Below are 18333 nucleotides of genomic sequence, written 5' to 3'. Positions count from 1 at the left end.
GGCCGGCGGCGCGGGGTGCGTTCCGGGCTCGGGCGGCGTGCCGCCGTGGCCGGACTGCGGCGCGTGGCCGGGGTGAGCGGTGCCGGACTGCGGCGCCGTCGCGGGCGCGGGGTTGCCGGGCTGCGGGAAGGTCGGACGCTCGTAGCCGGTCGGCTGCGACCCGGGCTGCTGGTAACCCGGCTGCTGAGAGCCAGGCTGCTGATAACCGGCCTGCTGGTAACCCGGCTGTTGGTAGCCCGACTGCTGAGAGCCAGGCTGCTGATAACCGGCCTGCTGGTAACCCGGCTGTTGGTAGCCCGACTGCTGATAGCCCGGCTGCGGGTAGGTCGGCTGCGGGTAGCCCGACTGCTGATAGCCCGGCTGCGGATAGGTCGGCTGCGGATAGGTCGGCTGCGCATAACCAGGCTGCTGATAACCCGGCTGGGCTTGGTTGCTGGGGCCGGGCTGGTAGGCGGACACCGACGGGACGCCATAGGCGCCGCTCGACGGCGGCGCACCGTAGGCCGGCCCGGACGACGGCGGCACACCATAAGCCGGACCAGACGACGGCGGCACACCATAAGCCGGACCGGATGTGGGCGGCGCACCGTACCCGGGGCCGTACCACTGGGCCGGCGGCGGGCCGTAGCCGAAGGCCGGCGGCGGACCATACCCGCCACCGGCGCCGACCGGAACCGGCGGCGCCAGCCGCACCGGCAACGGCATCACCGGCTCCGACGGCGCGTCGACCGCGCGGGTCACCCCGTCCGGGAACGCGATCCGGTAGTGGTTCCCGTCCCAGAACGCCGGCGGCATCTGCGGGTCCCGGCCCACGAACGCCGACCGGTACGTGCTGATCGCCCCCAGCAGCCGCTGTTCCTCGGCCGCGGACTGCTCGATGTCCTTCGGCTTGCGGTCCAGGCCGCGCTGCATGCCGTCGCGGAGGATGGCCAGTTGGGTCGCCGAGAACTGGAAGCCGCGCATCGCCTTCAGCCCGTCCGCGCCGGCCACCCGCTTCGCCCACCGCCGCGCCGAATGCCGCCGGCCCAGGTTGCCGAGCGCCGCCACCTCGGGCGGGGACAGCCAGCCGGTGCGCACGTAGTGGGGCAGCACCCGTTCACTGAGCCGGCCCTCCCAGCCGCGCAGCGCGATGGCGAACCCGACGGTGAGGAAGAAGAACGGGACCATGAAGCCGAGGTACCCGTACAGCATGATCAGGGTTTCGCCGGTGGCCACCGACAACGTCGGGAGCAGGTTGAACAGGCCGTGCAGGATCATCGCGAGCAACAGGCCGGCAATCGGCGCGAGCCATTTCACCCGGCGGTCACCGGAGCGGGAGGCCAGGCCCAGGCCGACGCCGGCCATCGAGGTGAACAGCGGGTGCGCGAACCCGGTGAACAGAATCCGGACGATGAAAATGAGGAACACGTTCTGGATGCCGGTCGCCGGGCCGTACTGGTCGGCGCCCGCCGCGTACCCGTGGCCGCCCAGGTAGAGGACGTTCTCCACCATGGCGAAACCGATCGCGGCCAGTCCGCAGTAGACGATGCCGTCGGTGATGCCGGACCATTCCCGGCGCCGCCGCCACAGCAGCAGAATCGGGCCGAGCGCCTTCATCGTCTCCTCGATGAACGGCGCGATCAGCACGGCGACCAGCGCGTCCGGCAGGCCGAGCCGGTCGAACAGGTACGCGCCGCCGGTGTTGACGCCGAGCGCGACCAGGGTCGCGACGGACGCGCCCCAGGCGAAGCAGAAGACCAGGTAGCGGGTCGGTTCCGGCTCGTAGCGATCGAGCCAGAGGAAACACCCGACGAGTACGGGCACCGGCAGGATCGCGGCACCGAGTCCGATCAACAGGCCGGCGATGCCGTTACTGAAGCCCAGGATGAGCAGCATGGCGACGGAGCAGAGCGCGATGAAGGTGATCACGCCAACCAGCGGCAACCAGCGGCGCCAGCCGGTCCGCCGGCCGTTGGACGTCACCGCTGGGACGGGTGATCCGGCCGGGTCCGGTGCGGCGGGAAAGGGCACGGCCGGTTCGGCGCCGGTGAGCGCGGCCGTGGGCTCCGCGACCGGCAACGGCACAGCCGGTTCCGCTCCTGCGAGCGCAGCCGTCGGCGCCGCAGCCGGCAACGGCACAGCCGGTTCCGCTCCTGCGAGCGCAGCCGTCGGCGCCGCAGCCGGCAACGGCACAGCCGGTTCCGCTCCGGAGATCGCGGTCGTCTGCCCGGCTCCGGTGTCGATGACCGGGATGGTCGGCGGCGCCGGGTGGGAGCCTGCGGGGGACTCGCCTGCCGGTGGCGGGGCGGGCTGGTCGGGCGACCCGCCCGGTGCATCGTCGGCCATGCAGCCAGCGTAGCCACCCGCTCGCCATCCGGCCGCAGGGTGCCCGCGCGGACCGGCTCCCACCCGCCCGGCCGGCTGCCCGGCCTCAGGCGGGCCGGCCACCCAGCCTCAGGCCAGCCCACAGCCCGGCGCCTCAAACCAGACCACAGCCCGGACTCAAGCCAACCGGCAGCCCGTCCTCCAGCCGACAGCCCGGATTCAAGCCAGCCCGGCTGCGCGGGCTCAAACCAGCCGGCTGCGCGGACTCAAGCCAGCCGGCTGCGCGGACTCAAGCCAGCCGGCTGCGCGGACTCAAGCCGGGTCGTGGCCGGGCGAGCCGGGACGGGACCGACCCGGGCTTCTCCGGCCGGAACGTGGCCGCCGGTTCCATCCGATCGCCCGCCGCACCATCCGGGGCGCCTCGGCGTACTCGATCCCGGTGGCCCGCAAGAGGTCCGTCACCGCGGTCCGGACCTGCGCCACGATCACGCCGCCGGAGAAGCCGACGCCCTCGTCGTAGGCGCGGCCGCACTCCGCCGCCGCCCGCAACGCCCGTTCCCGCGCGGCTACCGGCTCGGCGCCGGACTCCCACTCCTGACGCAGCAGGTCTACCGCGTCGCCGAACAGCCGGATCGACTCCGGCAGCACCTCGGGAATCGGCTCGGCGTCGTTCAGCGCGGTCGCCGCTCGCCGGGTCAGCACGCGCACGTTGCGGAGTGCGTACGTCAGCTGGTCGGCGCCGTCGACATATTGGCCGAGCGGGCCCCGCGCACGCCACCGGGCGGGTGCGAAGGCGACGTTCTCCCGGGCGGCCGCGACCGCGGCGGAGAACGCGGCGAAGGTCGCCTCCGCGGCGCGCAGGTCCGCCAGGGCACCCTGGACGACCTCGGCGTCGCCGGCGGCGAGCCCGCGGGCGACCTGGCGCAGCCCGTCGGCGAGTGCGGTGAGCGCGGGCGCGGCGGCCCGCCGGACCACGGTGAGCGGGTTCAAGGGCAGCAGCAGCGTCATGACCAGCAGACCCACCGCCCCGCCGACGAGCGCGTCGAGGAACCGGCTCCAGGGCAGGCCGGTGCTGGACGTCAGCGTGGCGACCAGCACCGCCGAGGAGGCCGACTGCACCACCAGCGGGGTGCCCCCGCCGACCGCCGATGCCACCAGGATCGCGCCGACCACGACCAGCGCGATCTGCCACGGGCCGCTGCCGATGAGCAGAATGACGGCGTCGCCGATGCCGATGCCGATGGCGACGCCGAGGACCAGTTCGCTGGTGCGCCGAACCCGTTGCCCCACCGACGAGGCCAGGGTAATCACGGCGGCGATCGGCGCGAAGAACGGCATCGGACGGCCGAACAGGTCGTGCGCGATGAACCAGGCCAGCCCCGCGGCCACTCCGGCCTGGCCGGCCAGCGCGAGCGCGCCGCGCACCCGGTGCAGGCCGCGCGCCGCCCCGGTCTGCGAGCGGCTGCCGACCCCGTGCAACGTGGCCGCGAGTCCGCGGGGCGACCCGGCGTCCGTCATGCCTGCGACCCTAACTGCGGAGCACCCACCCGTCCCCCGTCGCCGCGCCTACGCCGCCGGCGGCCCGTTCGACGCGGGTCTCGGAGCCTCCAGCCCTGGAGACCGACAGCCGCAGCCGCCGCAGCCGCCGCTCTTCGCCCGGTGTGGGGATCTACACCCAGCCACGAACGTGCGGACCTACGGCGCGCTCCGCACCCCACCCCCACACACCCACCACGCCCCCACCGCCCGTGCGGACCTACGGCACGCTCCGCACCCCACCCCCACACACCCACCACGCCCCCACCGCCCGTGCGGACCTACGGCACGCTCCGCACCCCAACTCCATACGTTCGCCGTCGGCAGGGCGCGGGGCCATCGAGGCCGCCGAGCCGTGAGGTTCAAGCCCCGCCGAGGCCGCGGGAGTCGAGTCGGCTCCGGCCAGCACCGCGGTCGAATCGCGCGGACGTCGGTCGCCACGGCGGAACTCGTGGAGTTATGGCTCCATATATCGACCACAACTCACCAAGATCGGCACGCTGAGCAGCAAGATCCAGGCGACCCCCAACGCCGCCAACGAGGCGCGGGCGTAGGCGAAGCCGCCGCCGCGTAACTCGCAGCGAGGCAAGCCCGCCTCCGCGACCGCCGCGACTCGCCGCGAACAACCGCGAGTCACTATTAACCGCCGCGAAGCACCGCGAGCCACCGCAAGCCGCCGCGAAGCACCGCGACCCGCCGCAAGCCGCCGCGAAGCACCGCGACCCGCCGCAAGCCGCCGCGAAGCGCCGCGAACCGCCGCAAGCCGTCGCGATGTGCCGCGACCCGCCGCGACCGCCGCGCCGGACCAGCCGTCCGGCAGCGGCCCGACCACCCCCGTCCCCGGAAACCCGCCATGCCAGGATGACGGCGTGACGAGCTTGGTGGAACGCTGGCGGGACGCCGCCCGGAACGCCGGTGCCACGGCCGCCGACGGGGACCTCGAAGCGGCCGGGACCTACCTGCTCGGGCGCTGGTCCGAGCCGCAACGGCAGTATCACGACGTGACGCATCTGAGCGCCGTACTCGATGTGGTTGATCGGTTCGCCGGCCTGGCTCCGCATCCGGACCGGGTGCGGCTCGCGGCCTGGCTGCACGACGCGGTGTACGACCCGCGGGCGCTGGGCGACGCGAACGAGCGGGACAGCGCCGAGTTCGCCCGTGGCCTGCTCGCCACGCTGGGCGCGCCCGACGACGTGGCCGCCGAGGTGGCGCGGCTGGTCGGGCTCACCGCGGGCCACGCCACCACGGCCGACGATCCGGACGGCGAGCTGCTCTGTGACGCGGACCTGGCGGTGCTGGCGCGGGACCCGCAGGGGTACGCCGAGTACACCGACGCGATCCGCCGGGAGTACGCGCACGTGCCGGACGACGTGTTCCGGGCCGGGCGTACGCAGGTGCTGCGCGCGCTGCTGGAGTTGCCGTCGATCTACCGGCTGGCGCCGCTCCGGGACGCCTGGGAGGAGCGGGCCCGGGCGAACCTCAGCGCCGAGCTAGGTGCTTTGGCCGGCGGAGCCCCGCGGCCCTGAGCCGGGCGGCGAGTTCCCGCGGCGGCACCAGCACCGCTCCCAGCCACAGCGCGCTCGGGAAACGCGACGACGGGATGTCGTAGTGGTCCCGGTCGAACGCCCGCCGCGGCGCGCCCAGCATCTCCGCGAAGACGTGCAGTTCGTCGTAGGACACGTCGCTGACCAGGTGGGACCAGAGCCGCCCGCGGGCCGGCCACCGGGGTTCGTCGACGAGGATCAAAGGTCGACGTGCAGGAGCCGGATGCCGCGGTCGGCGGCGAAGCCACGCACGTCCGGGGCGCCGAGCCGGGCGGCGTCCGCGGTCAGGTCGTCCGGCATGGTCTGGGACTGCCGTTCCGCCTCCACCCGGGCCCGGTAGTGCTCGACCTCGCGGGCGCGGACCGTTTCGGTCCAGCCGAGTGCGTCGGCCATCACCTTGGCCGCATGCGCGGCCGTTTCGGCGCCGCGGTGCGGCGTTTCGATCGAGATGCGGGTACGCCGGGTGAGCACGTCGTCGAGGTGCAGCGCGCCCTCGGCCAGCACCGCGTACGCCACCTCGGCGGCCAGGTATTCCGGTGCGCCGGGCAGCGGCGTGGCGAGCGCCGGATCCGCCGAGATCATGGCGAGCAGGTGGGTGGTGAGCGTGCCGTACCGCTCCAGCAGGTGTTCCACCACGCCGGCGGTGACCCCGTGCCGGCGTGCCACGTCCTGCCGGTCCCGCCACGCCGACGCGTAGCCGTCCGCGCCGAGCAGCGGCAACTGGTCGGTGCGGGACGGCCGGGCCGGGCCACCGAGCCGGCGCACCGCCCGGTCGATCACGTCCGCGGCCATCACCCGGTACGTCGTGTACTTGCCGCCGGCCACCAGCAGCAGGCCCAGCATCGGCTCGACCACCGCGTGCTCGCGGGACAGCTTCGACGTGGAGTCCGCCTCGCCGGACAGCAGCGGGCGCAGCCCGGCGTACACGCCTTCGATGTCGTCGGTGGTCAGCGGCCGGTCCAGCACCGTGTTGACCTGGTCGAGCAGGTAGCGGATGTCGCGGGCGGACGCGGCCGGGTGGGACCGGTCGAGCTGCCAGTCGGTGTCCGTGGTGCCGATGATCCAGTGGCCGCCCCACGGGATGACGAACAGCACCGAGGTGGGCGTGCGGAGGATGAGACCGGCGTCGCCGGTGATCGCGGACCGGGGCACCACCAGGTGTACGCCCTTGGATGCGCGGACCCGCAGGCCGGGCCGGACGCCGACGTCGCTGAGCATCTGCGAGAGGTCGTCGCTCCACACGCCGGTGGCGGCGACCACGGTGCGGGCGCGGACCTCGAACTCTCCGCTGTCCGGCGACTCCAGGTCGCGGACCCGGACGCCGACCACCTCGCGGGCCTCCCGGACGAAGCCGGTGACCCGGGCGCTGGTCACCACGGCCGCACCCAGGCTGGCCGCGGTCCGGGCCAGGTTGACCACCAGCCGGGCGTCGTCGACCTGCCCGTCGTAGTAGCGGATGGCGCCGCTCACCGCGTCGGCGCGCAGGCTGGGGAACAGGTGCCGGGCGCCGTCCCGGGTGAGGTGCCGGTGCATCGGCATGCCGCGCCCCGGACCGAACAGCCCGGCGAACGCGTCGTAGGCGGCCACGCCCAGGCCGTAGTAGAACCGGTGCCAGGTGCGGGCCGGCACGGACACCGCGGGCAGCGGCACCAGGATCGGCACCGGGCGGACCAGGTGCGGCGCGATCCGGCTGGCCAGCAGCCCGCGCTCGGTCAGCGCCTCGTGCACCAGGTGGAGTTCGAGCTGTTCCAGGTAGCGCAGGCCGCCGTGGATCAGCTTGCTGGACCGGCTGGAGGTGCCGGCCGCCAGGTCACGCGCTTCGACCAGGGCGACGCGCAGGCCGCGGGAGGCGGCGTCCAGGGCAGCACCGGCGCCGGTGACCCCGCCGCCGATGACGAGCACGTCGAACTGCTCGCCGCGGAGTCGCCGCAGATCGGCGACGCGCCGGATCGGGGAGAGCCGACCGGCCGCATAGCGGGAGACCGAGGGATCACGCACCCGTCCCAGGGTATCCCTCCGGGGCGTCGTTCCGGAGGCTGTATCCGGCGACTCGGCACCCACTCCGGGCGCCCCGTCCCACGGATCACCGCGGAACGGCGTGACCACCCCCGAGTCGACCGGGTCAGCCGGTCGGCGCCGGCGTCAGAAATCGACGAGGTCGCCCCGGTCCTGCCAGGTGCAGAGGCAGACCCGGTTGCCGTCCGGGTCGGCGAGCACCCAGAAGCTCGGTGCCTTCGCGTCGCTGACCAGCGTCCCGCCGGTGGCCAGCGCGGCGTCGATCCGGGGCTGGACCTCGGCCGGGTCCACCCAGACGTCGGGGTGCCAGCGCTGCCGGGGCTCGTCCCGACCGGACTTCTGGAACCAGATCGCCGGCAGCACGTCGGCCGGATCACGCACCTCGGGGTCGTCCGGCTCCCCCGCCAGCACGGCCGTCCAGAACGGGAGCACCGCGGCGTGGTCCGGACTGTCCAGCGCCAACTCGAGCCGGGACACGCCGGTGCGGGCGGTGGCCAGACCGGCGTCGGCGGCGACGGCGGAGACCGTCCGGGCCAGCCGGAGGTCCCGGTCGGTCACTCCCTTCGTGTCGTAGCAGGTCAGGCGGACATCGACGTGGGTGGAACGGAGATTCATGTCGGGGTGGTGCGGCTCCGCGGCGGTCGCCGCGCCGATCGCCGCGACGAGGTCGACGCCCGCCGCGAAGTCCGGGGTGGCGATGCGGGTCTGCAGGCCTCCGGGCAGGTATACCCATCCGTCCAGGCCCAGTTCGGCGATCTCTTGTCCGGTGTACGTGGTCACCCGGTCATCCTCTCCCGCACGCCCGCACGCCAGAAGGGCGGGCCGCCGAAGCGACCCGCCCTTCCGATGTGCCGTACTGGACTTAGAAGTCCATGTCTCCGCCGCCCGGGGCGCCGGCCGGGGCCGGGGTCTTCTCGGGCTTGTCCGCCACGACCGCCTCGGTGGTGAGGAACAGCGCGGCGATCGACGCGGCGTTCTGCAGCGCCGAGCGGGTGACCTTGGCCGGGTCGATGATGCCCGCGGCCAGCAGGTCGACGTACTCGCCGTTCGCGGCGTTCAGGCCGTGGCCGGCCTCGAGGTTGCGCACCTTCTCCACCACGACGCCGCCTTCGAGGCCGGCGTTGACGGCGATCTGCCGCAGCGGGGAGTCGAGCGCGACCTTGACGATGTTGGCACCGGTCGCCTCGTCGCCGACCAGGTCCAGCTTGTCGAACGCGGTCTTGCCGGCCTGCACCAGCGCCACGCCACCGCCGGGGACGATGCCCTCTTCGACGGCCGCCTTGGCGTTGCGCACGGCGTCCTCGATGCGGTGCTTGCGCTCCTTCAGCTCGACCTCGGTGGCCGCGCCGACCTTGATGACCGCAACACCGCCGGCCAGCTTGGCCAGGCGCTCCTGCAGCTTCTCGCGGTCGTAGTCGGAGTCCGACTTCTCGATCTCGGCGCGGATCTGGTTGACCCGGCCCTGGATCTGCTCGGCGTTGCCGGCACCGTCGACGATCGTCGTCTCGTCCTTGGTGATGACGACCTTGCGGGCCTGGCCCAGCAGGCTCAGGTCGGCGGCGTCCAGCTTGAGGCCGACCTCCTCGCTGATGACCGTGCCACCGGTGAGGATGGCGATGTCGTCCAGCATGGCCTTGCGGCGATCGCCGAAGCCCGGGGCCTTGACGGCGACGGACTTGAAGGTGCCACGGACCTTGTTGACCACCAGGGTCGCCAGGGCCTCGCCCTCGACGTCCTCGGCGATGATGATCAGCGGCTTGCCGCCCTGCATGACCTTCTCGAGGACCGGCAGCAGGTCCTTGACCGCGGAGATCTTGCTGTTGGCGATCAGGATGTACGGGTCGTCGAAGACGGCCTCCATCCGCTCGGCGTCGGTCATGAAGTACGCCGAGATGTAGCCCTTGTCGAAGCGCATGCCCTCGGTGAGCTCCAGCTCGAGCCCGAAGGTGTTGCTCTCCTCGACGGTGATGACGCCTTCCTTGCCGACCTTGTCCATGGCCTCGGCGATGATCTCGCCGACCGTGGAGTCACCGGCGGAGATGGAGGCGGTGGAGGCGATCTGCTCCTTGGTCTCCACGTCCTTGGAGAGCTGGGTCAGAGCCTCGGAAACACTCGCCACGGCGGCCTCGATGCCCCGCTTGAGGGCCATCGGGTTCGCGCCGGCCGCGACGTTGCGCAGGCCTTCGCGGACCAGAGCCTGGGCGAGGACGGTCGCCGTCGTCGTGCCGTCACCGGCGACGTCGTCGGTCTTCTTGGCGACCTCCTTGACCAGCTCGGCGCCGATCTTCTCGTACGGGTCCTCGAGCTCGATCTCCTTGGCGATCGACACACCATCGTTGGTGATGGTGGGCGCTCCCCACTTCTTCTCGAGCACGACGTTGCGGCCCTTGGGGCCCAGCGTCACCTTGACGGCGTCAGCGAGCTGGTTCATGCCCCGCTCGAGGCCGCGACGAGCTTCCTCGTCGAATGCGATGATCTTGGCCATACGGCTGTGTCCTCCTGGACATTCGCGGTGCCGGGCCTCCTCGGCCCCGCCTCCCGCACGTTGCGGAACTCTGCGGACGTCACCACCTGGCGATGTGACGTCCTCAGGCCGAGCCGGATAGCCCGCGACGACCGGTCCTGCACCGCGGCCCCGATGGCGAAGCCGCGGCCGAGACCCCACCGTCCCGACCTGCTGGCACTCACGTGGTGCGAGTGCCAATGACTTGTTTAGCACTCCGAGGGGGCGAGTGCAAGGACACGGCACTTGTCGGGGGACTATCCGGTGCCTCCCGCGCCCGGGTCGGATCCGGGCAACCCGCTTGCCGCCCCCGGGCCCGGACGGGTAGGCAGACAGCATGGCTCTCACGACGGCGCCCGTACGCACGCACACCGTGCACCGGGTCACGCCCGGCGACGCCGCCCGGATGCGGGCGTTGCGCCTGGAGATGCTGGCGGACAGCCCGCTGGCCTTCCTCGAGACGCTGGCCCAGGCCGCCGCCCGCCCGCACGCCGACTACCGGCGGCGCATCTCACAGGCCTCGTCCGGCCCCGGACTGGCGCAGTTCGTGGCCGACCCGGGCGGCCGGCTGATTGGGCACGCGGGCGGCACCGTGCTGCCCGAGGAGCCGGACGTGACCGTCGTGTTCGCGGTGTACATCACGCCGGCGCACCGGGGCCGCGGCGTGCTGGCCGAGCTGATCGAGGCGGTCGCGGACTGGTCCCGTGCGTCGGGCCGGCCCGACCTGATGCTCGAGGTGGTGGTCGGCAACGACCGCGCGGTCCGGGCGTACCAGCGGCTGGGCTTCACGGACACCGGGGTACGGGTGCCGCACCCGGTCATCCCCGCCCTCACCGAGCTGCAGATGCGCAGGGCCGCCTGATGGCCGCGCGGAGCCGCCGCCACCTGGCCCGGACGCTGCTCACCGCGGTGAACGGCACCACCGGCGCGGGGCTGCTGCTCGCGCTCGTCACCGGCGCCCGGATCCGCCGCGGGCGGGACGGGGTGCTGATCGCCGAGGGCTACCGCCGCCGGATCCCGCCGGCCACCTGCTTCACGGTCGGTTCGGTGATCATCACCCGGCGGACCGCGGAGTGGCTGCTGGCCGACGAGCGGTCCGCCCTGCTGGACCACGAGACCCGGCACGCCGGCCAGTACGCGGTGCTCGGGCCGCTGTTCTGGCCGGCGTACTGGGTGCTGTGCGGCTGGTCGTACGCGCTGACCGGGTCGTACGGCAGCCGCAACTTCTTCGAGCGGCACGCCGGGCTGCACACCGGCGGCTACCCGGAGCTGCCGCTGCGGCCCTGGGCGGCGCGGTTCACACGGTCTGCTGCCACTGCATCCAGGAGTCGACCGGACGGAACCCCATCGCCACATTGATGGCGAGCATGTGTTCGTTCGACGAGGCGTTCCAGGTGTCGATCGCGGCCAGGGCGGGCCAGTGCTCGCGGGCGTACCGCAGATTCTCCAGCTTCACCACTAGGCCGAGCCGGTGCCCGCGGTGCGGCGGGTCGACCAGGGTGATGTTCTGCCAGAGGTGATCCGGGTTGTCCGGGTGCCCGGCCAGCACGGTCCAGGCCACCAGCCGGCCGGTGGCGACGTGCTCGATGCCGCCGTGGAAGCGCCGGAACCCGCGGTCCCGCCGCTGCAGCTCGGTACGGCGTACCCGGTCCGCGTCGACCTTCTCCGGCTCCAGGTCCAGGTCGCCGGTCGGCGCGTCGGCGTTCAGCCGGCTGTCCAGGTACGCCACGTCGTCGAGGTACCGCTCCGGCGGCACGCCCTCCCAGCGGACGAACCGGTAGCCGTCGGCGTGGGTCCACGCCTCGGCCAGCATCGCGTCCCAGCGCGGCTGGGCGGATGCCGTGACGTCGAGCCGGCTGCGGGTCTCGGCGAGCGCCGCGCTCGCACCCATCGCCGCGGCGAAGGCGTCCGACCCGTCCTCGTTCTGCACGGTTTCGCCGTTGAGTCGCTTGCGGCCGAGCGCGCGGATCCGCTGCACCGCCCAGGCGTGGACGGCACGCCCGACGCCCCGGCGCCGGTGCCGCGGATGAACGTAGAGCTCGATCGAAGCGTTGTCCAGATTGTCCTGCTGCGGCAGCATGATCAGGAGGTAGCCGGCCGGTTCGCCGTCCAGATATCCGATCGCCCGCTCCTTGCGGACGCCGGGGAACGGCTTGTAGACCTCGTCCCGGAAGATGCGGAACGAGGGGACCGGCATATCGGGGGTCCGGGCCAGATTGGCCGCACAAAATATGTCGTGAGCGTGGCGAGCAGCCGACTCGTCGGTGTCGCCGAACGAAGCCACGTCGATCTGCATGGACCGAGCGTGCTCGCACATCGGGTCCGCCGCGACCGATTTACCGCTTGAGAGATTGGTCGGGAGGACACGCGCACAGCGCCTCCGGCACTGGGTCGTTGGGCCCCTCGGAGATTGTCGCCAAGCTCGAAGGTGGGGCCACGTACGGCGTCGCGTCCTCCCGCGTAGAGCATCCTGCCGAGCCTGGGACCGGTTCGCAAGTCCTCGGAGGATGGAAAATCGACGGTCGGTCAGATTGCTGACTACAGCGGGTTAACCCAGCAGGCCAGCGTCCCGCGCGCCCCGCAGCGAGGGCTTGATCCGATGCGTCGGCCCGACCAGTCCGGCGACCGCGTCGAGCGTCTTCAGCCCCTCGCCGGTGTTGAACACGACGGTCTCCTGGGTCGGGTCGAGCTTGCCGGCGGCCACCAGCTTCTGCAGCACCGCCACGGTCACCCCGCCGGCCGTCTCGGCGAACACGCCGGTGGTCCGGGCCAGCAGCCGGATCGCCGCCCGGATCTCGTCGTCGTCGGCGTAGTCCATCCAGCCGCCGGTGCGCTGGACCGCCTCGATCGCGTACGCGCCGGCGGCCGGGTCGCCGATGTTCAGCGACTTCGCGATGCCGGTCGGCTTCACCGGGGTGATCTGGTCGGTGCCGCCGTGCAGCGCCGTGGCGATCGGGTTGCATCCGGCCGACTGCGCACCGAACACCTTCCAGCCTCCGGCCGGCGCCTCCACCAGCCCGATCTCGACCAGTTCGGTGAACGCCTTGTCGATCTTGGTGAGCAGCTCGCCGCTGGCCATCGGGATGACCACCTGGGCCGGGATGCGCCAGCCGAGCTGCTCGGCGACCTCGTAGCCGAGTGTTTTGGAGCCCTCGGCGTAGTACGGCCGCACGTTCACGTTGACGAACGCGGTGTCCTCGAACTCGTCGGTCTCCACGAGTTCGCTGCAGAGCCGGTTCACGTCGTCGTACGAGCCGTCGATCGCGACCAGGTCGCCGCCGTACACCGCGGTCGTGATGATCTTGCCCTGCTCCAGGTCGCCCGGGATGAACACGATGCTGGGCACCCCGGCACGGGCCGCGTGCGCGGCGACCGAGTTGGCCAGGTTGCCGGTGGAGGCGCAGGCGAAGCGGGTGAAGCCGAGCCCGCGCGCGGCGGTGAGCGCCACCGAGACGACCCGGTCCTTGAACGAGTGGGTCGGGTTGGCCGAGTCGTCCTTCACCCACAGCGGCGCGTCCAGCCCGATGGCCGCGGCCAGGGCCGGCGCACTGATCAGCGGGGTGAGGCCCGGGTCCAGCGAGACCCGGGTGGCCGGATCCTGACCGGCCGGCAGGAGCCCGGCGTACCGCCAGATGTTCTGCGGTCCCGCCTCGATCTCCGCCCTGGTGACCCGCGCGAGGGCGGCCGGGTCGTAGGCCACCTCGAGCGGGCCGAAACACTCGTAACAGGCGTGCTGGGCGGCCAGCGGGAACTCGGTGCCGCAGCCCCGGCAGACCAGGGCGCGCGCCGGACCGGTGGCGGCGGGGGTGACAGCGGGTGCACTGACGGTGGACGTCATTGAGGCCTTCCTCTCATCTTTCCCCTGCGGCAGACGCACGCGGGGACGGAATTAGCACCTGCCGCGCTCGGCCTCGTCATCGAGACATGCGTGGTGGTTGCCGGGGCGTCAACGGGCCGTATCCCTCAGCCCCTCTGGATGAGGTATTCAGTTGTGACCACGAGTTTACGGGGCGCTGCGATGAACGCCAGCACGGAATCCCATCTGTGAGCTGCGTCGCCTACGACGTGATGTCCTTACGGGTGAATCGCCAGAACGCCAGCCCCCAGAACAGCGTGGCGTAACAGACCGCCCCGATCGTGCCCTTGACCAGGTCGTCGGTCTGCATCGGGGTGGAGAGCAGGCCCAGCCAGGCCTCGCTGTAGTGGGTGGGCAGGACGTTGCGGATCGCGCCGAGCGCCTCGATCTGGTCCAGGATGCCGGACAGGATCCAGAGCAGGACGGCACCGCCGACCGCACCCAGCGCGGCGTCGGTCAGCACCGACAGCAGGAACGCCAGGCCGGCCACCACCAGCATGACCACCGCCAGGTACCCGACGATGCCGAGCAGCCGGAGCAGCCCCTCGCCGGCCGGGATCTCCGCGGCGATGGTGCTGCCGAGCGGATGCCAGCCGTACCGGACCGTGCCCACCAGCAGCGCCGTGCCGACCAGCGTGAGCAGCGCGACCAGCGAGTACAGCAGCGCCACGATCAGCTTGACGGCGAGCAGGCGGGCCCGCGGCACCGGGACCGCGAGCAGGTACCGCAGGCTGCCCCAGGACGCCTCGCTGGCCACCGTGTCGCCACAGAACAGCGCGACCACCACGACCAGCAGGAACGACGCGGACACGAAGATGCTGAACAGGGCGAAGTTGAGCCCGCCCGAGGTGGCCAGGTCGACCAGGCTGGCGAACTGGTCGCTCTCGGCGTCGTCCTCGCCGCCGCCGAACTCGAACGCCAACAGCACGATCAACGGCAGCAGGACCATGAAACCCAGAGCCAGTTGGGTACGCCGGCGCGCGGCCTGCCGGCGGATCTCCGCGCCGATCGGCAACGTGGCCGACGGCCGATACCCCGTAGCAGCTGCACTCATCGGTCTCCACTCCCTCGCGAGTTGTCCCCGACCAGCGCCAGGAACGCGTCCTCGAGCCGGCGGCGGGGCACCACCCGGTCCACGCCGACACCGGCCCGGACCAGCGACGCCACCAACTCGGTGCGGGGCGTCCCGTTCATGTCGACGATCAGGCCGGTGCCACCGTCCGGCGTCACCGAACGCACCCCGAGGCCGGACAGCACCTTCGTGGCGGCCGGCACGTCGGACACGTCCAGCTGCACCGACGGCGACTCGCCGACGATGTCCTCGACCGGACCGGCCGCCACGATCCGGCCCTTGTTGACCACCACCGCGTGGGTGCAGGTCTGCTCCACCTCGGCGAGCAGGTGGCTGGAGACCAGCACCGCCCGGCCGTCGGTGGCGTACTGCCGCAGCACCCGGCGCATCTCGGCGATCTGCGGCGGGTCCAGCCCGTCCGTCGGCTCGTCCAGCACCAGCAGTTCCGGCATGCCGAGCATGGCCTGGGCGATGGCCAGCCGCTGCCGCATGCCGTGGCTGTAGTTCCTGGTCCTGCGGTGCACCGACTGGCCGAGCCCGGCGATCTCCAGCGCCTCGTCGAACCGGGCGTCCGCCCACGGCCGTCCGGTCGCCCGCCAGTAGGCGCGGAGGTTCTCGTACCCGCTCAGATGGGGCAGGAAGCCCGGCCCTTCGACCAGCGCGCCCACCCGGGACAGGATCGGCGCGCCCGGCACCAGCCGGTGCCCGAAAACCAGCGCCTCGCCCGCGGTCGGCATGGTCAGCCCCATCAGCACCCGCAGCGTGGTGGTCTTGCCGGCGCCGTTCGGGCCGAGCAGACCGACCACCTGGCCGCGTTCCACCGAGAAGCTGATCTCCTCGACCGCCACGAACCCGTCGTCGTAGGCCTTGCGCAGATTGCGGACCACCAGCGGGGTGCCGGCGTCCTCGTCGGCCACCGGATGGTCCAGCCGCCGGGCCCGGCGGCGGCGGACCAGCAGCACCGTCACCATCCCGACGGCGAGCGTCAGCAGCAGCCCGGCCAGCACGTACCGCCAGATCACCTGCGGGTTGGCGATCGGCGTGCCGACCACGGTCGGCAGCGTCACCGCCGGCTCCACCGCGACCGTGTACGTGGTCGGCTGGGCCGGGGTGAGGAACGCCTGGTCGGAGGCGGACACCACGATGCGTACCGTGTTGCCGGCCCCGATCCGGCGGACGATCGCCGGCAGCGTGACGGTGACCGGCCGGGCGGCCTCGATGGTCGCGGGCAGTCCGGTCAGCCGGACCGGCGCCACCAGGCCCGCGCTCAGCGTCTCGGTGCCCGCCGGGTCCACGTCGTAGAGCTTGACGAACAGGGTCGCCGTGCCGGTCGGCGAGGCGGCCCGGAGCCGGACCGTGGGCGCACCCACCACCTCGACCGTCCGGTCCACCGGCGCCGACTCGAACGTCGCGAACTGGCCCGGGATGTCGCCGGCCACGCCGCCGAGCAGCGTGGTGAGCCGTTCCCCGACGCCGGGCAGCGAGGACAGCGCACCCGGGTTGCCGTTCGGCGGGTTGGCGATCGGCTGGGCCGGGCCCGCGACGGTGATGTCGGTGCGACCGGTCCCGCCCAGGCCCGGGTACGTCGGGTCGGAGTACCCGTTGGTCACCAGGCCCCGGTCCAGCGCGCTGAACCCGGCCACCCGGGAATAGGTGAAGCTGGTCGCCGGGGCCGGGCCGGAACCCTTCACGTAGTGGTCCAGCCACTGGGCGGTGAGGAACCGGCTGCGGTCCTGATCGGACTGCGGGCCGAGGCCACCGTCGTGTCCACCGGTGAACCAGGCGACCCGGACCGGCGTGCCGGCCGCCGCGATGCCGCGGGCGTTGGCGTCCGCCTCGGACAGCGGGAACAGCGTGTCCACCGCGCCCTGTACCAGCAGCGTGGGTGCCTTGATGCGGTTCAGCACCGGCGCCGGGCTGGACCGGCGCAGCACCTGGAGGGTCCGGGCGTCGGGAATGCCGGTGGTCGCCATCGAGAGGTACGCGGCGCAGACGTCCGCGGCGAACCGGCCGCACGCCGGGTCGCCGCCGGCCGGGGGCACCGGCTCGGCGCCGGGGGCCAGCGCCCGCTCCGCCGGGCCCGCGCCGCTGCCGAAGAACAGGCCGGCCCAGCCCTTCTTGAACACGCCCGACGTCGCCACGTCGGCCGACTGCGGCAGGAACGCGCGGCCCAGGTCGTTCCAGGTGATCATCGGGACGATCGCGTCGACCCGGGTGTCCTGGGCCGCGAGCAGCAGCGCGAGCGCGCCGCCGTACGACCCGCCCAGCACGCCCACCCGGGGGTCACCGGCCGCGTCCGTCTGCACCTCGGGGCGGGCGGCCAGCCAGTCCAGCAGCCGCTGCGCGTCCCGTACCTCGTAGTCCGGGTGGTCCAGGTGGATCTGCCCGCCGCTGCGGCCGAACCCGCGGGCCGACCAGGTGAGCACCGCGTACCCGCGCTCGGCCAGCGACTCGGCGTCGTCGGCGACCGAGTCCTTGCTGCCCCCGAAACCGTGTGCGAGCAGCACCGCCGGCACCCGGCCGGAGATGTCCCGGGGCAGGTAGAACCGGGTGTCCAGGTCGATCGGCTGGTCGCCGCCCGGCCCGGAGAGCACGGTGAGTCGTTGGTCGGTGGTGGTCCAGGCGGCGCGCTCGGGCCACGCCGCCCATCCGACCAGCCCGGCGACGAGCGCCAGGACCGCCGAGCTGGCGAGCACGCGACGGCGGCTGAGCCGGGGCAGGGCACGGCGGAGCCGCGCGGGCAGAGGCATGCACCCCACGCTAACCGGCGCCGGCTGAGCGGGAGCTGTGAACGGGTGCTAGCAGCCCTGGTTGTCGGTGTGCTTGAACTGCATCGGCTCGGCCATGCCGGCCTGGATCGCGTCCACCCGGTCGTTCTGCATCTCCAGCAGCAGCCCGTAGTCGCCGACCGTGGCGAACCAGGCGTTCTTGCCGGTCCAGTCGGCCAGCGCCTTGCCGCCCGGGTGCTTGCGCCGGACTTCGCCCATCGACGCGCCGATCTTGACGCCCTGGTCGGTCGCCACGCCGTCGCCGGTGACGGTGAGCCGCAGCAGCCGGCCGCGGTAGAAGGTCAGCGTGGGGGTGCCGTACCGCTTGAGTCCCTTCGCGCCGGCGTACCCCGGGCAGTTCTTCGACGTCGACGCGGTCACCTTGCCGATCAGCCGGTCCTCGGCCAGATCCTCCTGCGACACCCCGATCTGGTACGGCCCGAGCCCGCCCGCGTTGATCGACGATTCGGACGTGGCCGGCCGGGGCCCGCCGGAGTTGACCGTGCCGTCCGGGTTGGTGGCGATCTCCGGCCGGTCGCTCGACGCCGGTGGCGCCGGGGCCGTGCCGCCGTCCGCGGACACCGACGGCGCGGGACCGGACGGCGCCGGAGCCGGAGCCGTGGTCACCGGCGGCGGTGCCACGGCCGGAGGTTCCTCGTCATCGCCGCAGGCCGCGACGCTCACGACGGTCAGGACGGCGAGAATCGAAGCGGCCAGGCGGTGTCTCATGCGCG

The 18333-nt window shown here is 72.8% G+C and carries 13 protein-coding genes, 1 pseudogene and 1 riboswitch; of the genes and pseudogenes, 3 read left to right on the top strand and 11 right to left on the bottom strand.

The genetic code is table 11. The annotated features are described in order from the left end of the window. Positions 1–327: 327 nt before the first annotated feature. Together LDL48_RS12305 and LDL48_RS12300 are read right to left on the bottom strand one after the other, a co-directional pair. Positions 328–2325 (bottom strand): annotated as a pseudogene (locus tag LDL48_RS12305) (PrsW family intramembrane metalloprotease); the annotation flags it as partial. A gap of 291 nt (positions 2326–2616) precedes the next feature. Beyond that, on the bottom strand, positions 2617–3822 hold the full coding sequence (locus tag LDL48_RS12300) for an FUSC family protein (protein ID WP_225255204.1): 1206 nt from the start codon (positions 3820–3822) through the stop codon (positions 2617–2619). A gap of 887 nt (positions 3823–4709) precedes the next feature. Between LDL48_RS12300 and LDL48_RS12295 the strand changes: the two genes are divergently transcribed. Next, positions 4710–5366, top strand: a complete 657-nt coding sequence (locus LDL48_RS12295; RefSeq protein WP_225255203.1) for an HD domain-containing protein — start codon at positions 4710–4712, stop codon at positions 5364–5366. Here the strand turns inward: LDL48_RS12295 and LDL48_RS12290 are convergent. The 4 genes from LDL48_RS12290 to groL form a co-directional block, all read right to left on the bottom strand. Then, on the bottom strand, positions 5320–5586 hold the full coding sequence (locus tag LDL48_RS12290; RefSeq protein ID WP_225255202.1) for a DUF4031 domain-containing protein: 267 nt from the start codon (positions 5584–5586) through the stop codon (positions 5320–5322). The two genes, LDL48_RS12295 and LDL48_RS12290, sit on opposite strands and share 47 nt — an antisense overlap. Then, positions 5583–7382: a glycerol-3-phosphate dehydrogenase/oxidase gene (locus LDL48_RS12285; RefSeq protein WP_225255201.1), complete on the bottom strand. Its 1800-nt coding sequence runs from the start codon at positions 7380–7382 to the stop codon at positions 5583–5585. The genes LDL48_RS12290 and LDL48_RS12285 overlap by 4 nt, the downstream gene beginning before the upstream one ends. 144 nt (positions 7383–7526) lie before the next feature. Then, positions 7527–8180 (bottom strand): 4a-hydroxytetrahydrobiopterin dehydratase, encoded by a 654-nt coding sequence (locus LDL48_RS12280; protein WP_225255200.1) that lies wholly within the window; start codon positions 8178–8180, stop codon positions 7527–7529. A gap of 82 nt (positions 8181–8262) precedes the next feature. Further along, positions 8263–9885, bottom strand: a complete 1623-nt coding sequence (groL, locus tag LDL48_RS12275; protein WP_225255199.1) for a chaperonin GroEL — start codon at positions 9883–9885, stop codon at positions 8263–8265. 355 nt (positions 9886–10240) lie between these two features. On the opposite strand from groL, the gene LDL48_RS12270 reads away from it, so the two are divergent. Next, complete coding sequence (locus LDL48_RS12270; RefSeq protein WP_225255198.1) at positions 10241–10765, top strand: GNAT family N-acetyltransferase; 525 nt, start codon at positions 10241–10243, stop codon at positions 10763–10765. After that, positions 10765–11262: a hypothetical protein gene (locus LDL48_RS12265; protein ID WP_225255197.1), complete on the top strand. Its 498-nt coding sequence runs from the start codon at positions 10765–10767 to the stop codon at positions 11260–11262. The genes LDL48_RS12270 and LDL48_RS12265 overlap by 1 nt, the downstream gene beginning before the upstream one ends. Here the strand turns inward: LDL48_RS12265 and LDL48_RS12260 are convergent. The 5 genes from LDL48_RS12260 to LDL48_RS12240 all read right to left on the bottom strand — a co-directional run bounded on the left by LDL48_RS12260 (position 11201) and on the right by LDL48_RS12240 (position 18328). Continuing rightward, positions 11201–12199, bottom strand: coding sequence for a GNAT family N-acetyltransferase (locus LDL48_RS12260; protein ID WP_225255196.1), 999 nt, complete (start codon positions 12197–12199; stop codon positions 11201–11203). The genes LDL48_RS12265 and LDL48_RS12260 overlap by 62 nt on opposite strands. Before the next feature lie 252 nt (positions 12200–12451). Continuing rightward, positions 12452–13741 carry a threonine synthase gene (gene thrC / locus LDL48_RS12255; RefSeq protein WP_225255195.1) on the bottom strand — a complete coding sequence of 430 codons (1290 nt, stop codon included), beginning with the start codon at positions 13739–13741 and terminating at the stop codon, positions 12452–12454. Between the two features lie 10 nt (positions 13742–13751). Further along, a riboswitch (SAM riboswitch) is annotated at positions 13752–13886 on the bottom strand. A 75-nt stretch (positions 13887–13961) separates the two neighbouring features. Further along, a complete protein-coding gene (locus LDL48_RS12250) occupies positions 13962–14813 on the bottom strand; it encodes an ABC transporter permease (RefSeq protein WP_225255194.1) in 852 nt (283 codons plus the stop codon). Next, positions 14810–17581, bottom strand: coding sequence for an alpha/beta fold hydrolase (locus LDL48_RS12245; protein WP_225255193.1), 2772 nt, complete (start codon positions 17579–17581; stop codon positions 14810–14812). Before LDL48_RS12245 ends, LDL48_RS12250 begins: the two co-directional genes overlap by 4 nt. Positions 17582–17629: 48 nt before the next feature. Next, the gene (locus tag LDL48_RS12240) at positions 17630–18328 is read right to left on the bottom strand and encodes a hypothetical protein (RefSeq protein WP_225255192.1); all 699 of its coding nucleotides are present in this window, start codon (positions 18326–18328) and stop codon (positions 17630–17632) included. Positions 18329–18333 lie beyond the last annotated feature (5 nt).

It is taken from the genome of Jidongwangia harbinensis (assembly GCF_020216025.1).
GTDB classification, from domain to species: Bacteria; Actinomycetota; Actinomycetes; order Mycobacteriales; family Micromonosporaceae; genus Actinoplanes; species Actinoplanes harbinensis.
This window is presented reverse-complemented; position numbering and strand designations above follow the sequence as displayed.

What these genes read in the sequence shown, in the direction of transcription:
- LDL48_RS12300 (WP_225255204.1), bottom strand. Translation starts at nt 3,822, where the DNA reads ATGACGGACGCCGGGTCGCCCCGCGGACTCGCGGCCACGTTGCACGGG.
- groL (WP_225255199.1), bottom strand. Translation starts at nt 9,885, where the DNA reads ATGGCCAAGATCATCGCATTCGACGAGGAAGCTCGTCGCGGCCTCGAG.
- LDL48_RS12270 (WP_225255198.1), top strand. Translation starts at nt 10,241, where the DNA reads ATGGCTCTCACGACGGCGCCCGTACGCACGCACACCGTGCACCGGGTC.
- LDL48_RS12265 (WP_225255197.1), top strand. Translation starts at nt 10,765, where the DNA reads ATGGCCGCGCGGAGCCGCCGCCACCTGGCCCGGACGCTGCTCACCGCG.
- LDL48_RS12260 (WP_225255196.1), bottom strand. Translation starts at nt 12,199, where the DNA reads ATGCAGATCGACGTGGCTTCGTTCGGCGACACCGACGAGTCGGCTGCT.
- thrC (WP_225255195.1), bottom strand. Translation starts at nt 13,741, where the DNA reads ATGACGTCCACCGTCAGTGCACCCGCTGTCACCCCCGCCGCCACCGGT.
- LDL48_RS12250 (WP_225255194.1), bottom strand. Translation starts at nt 14,813, where the DNA reads ATGAGTGCAGCTGCTACGGGGTATCGGCCGTCGGCCACGTTGCCGATC.
- LDL48_RS12245 (WP_225255193.1), bottom strand. Translation starts at nt 17,581, where the DNA reads ATGCCTCTGCCCGCGCGGCTCCGCCGTGCCCTGCCCCGGCTCAGCCGC.
- LDL48_RS12240 (WP_225255192.1), bottom strand. Translation starts at nt 18,328, where the DNA reads ATGAGACACCGCCTGGCCGCTTCGATTCTCGCCGTCCTGACCGTCGTG.